A 1,211-nucleotide genomic window follows, 5' to 3' on the forward strand; every position below is an offset into this window, starting at 1 on the left:
TCGAGTCGTACATCATTTCGATGTGTCAGGGTGCGGATGATGTGTTCGCGGCGGCGGTGCTGGCGCGGGAGGCGGGTCTGGTCGATCTGCACGCGGGGTGGGCGAAGATCGGGATCGTGCCGTTGCTGGAGACGACGGACGAGCTGAAGGAAGCCGACCGGCTGCTGGACGAGATGCTCGCCGATCCTTCCTACCGGCGTCTGGTCGCCCTGCGCGGGGACGTGCAGGAAGTGATGCTGGGCTATTCGGACTCGTCGAAGTTCGGGGGGATCACCACCTCGCAGTGGGAGATCCACCGCGCCCAGCGCCGTCTGCGGGACGTCGCCCACCGTTACGGGGTGCGGCTGCGCCTGTTCCACGGCCGTGGCGGCACGGTCGGCCGGGGCGGGGGCCCCACCCACGACGCGATCCTGGCCCAGCCCTGGGGCACCCTGGAGGGCGAGATCAAGGTCACCGAGCAGGGCGAGGTGATCTCCGACAAGTACCTCATCCCCGCGCTGGCCCGGGAGAACCTGGAGCTGACCGTCGCGGCCACGCTGCAGGCATCCGCCCTGCACACCTCACCCCGCCAGTCGGACGAGGCCCTCGCCCGCTGGGACGCGGCCATGGACACCGTCTCCGACGCCGCCCACACCGCCTACCGGCGCCTGGTCGAGGACCCCGACCTGCCCGCCTACTTCTTCGCCTCCACCCCCGTCGACCAGCTCGCCGAGCTCCACCTGGGCTCACGGCCCTCACGCCGCCCCGACTCCGGCGCCGGGCTGGACGGGCTGCGGGCCATCCCCTGGGTGTTCGGCTGGACCCAGTCCCGCCAGATCGTCCCCGGCTGGTTCGGCGTCGGCTCCGGCCTCAAGGCCGCCCGCGAAGCAGGACTGGACACCGTCCTGGACGAAATGCACACCCACTGGCACTTCTTCCAGAACTTCCTGTCCAACGTCGAGATGACCCTCGCCAAGACCGACCTGCGCATCGCCCAGCACTACGTCGACACCCTCGTCCCCGACGAGCTCAAGCACGTCTTCGACGTCATCAAGACCGAACACGCACTCACCGTCCAGGAAGTCCTGCGCATCACCGGCGAGAACGAGCTCCTGGCCGCCAGCCCCGTCCTGCGCCAGACCTTCCACATCCGCGACGCCTACCTCGACCCGATCTCCTACCTCCAGGTCACCCTCCTCGACCGCCAGCGCCGCGCAGCCGAACGCGGCGAG

Annotated in this window: 1 protein-coding gene; it reads left to right on the forward strand. The window is 69.6% G+C overall.

All coding sequences use genetic code 11. The features are described 5' to 3' along the window. Positions 1 to 1,211, forward strand: a 1,211-nt coding sequence (locus IE182_RS31495; protein ID WP_190113416.1) for a phosphoenolpyruvate carboxylase, incomplete at both ends; no start/stop codon positions are given.

Source organism: Streptomyces cinnamoneus, assembly GCF_014650495.1.
Taxonomy (GTDB): Bacteria; Actinomycetota; Actinomycetes; order Streptomycetales; family Streptomycetaceae; genus Streptomyces; species Streptomyces cinnamoneus.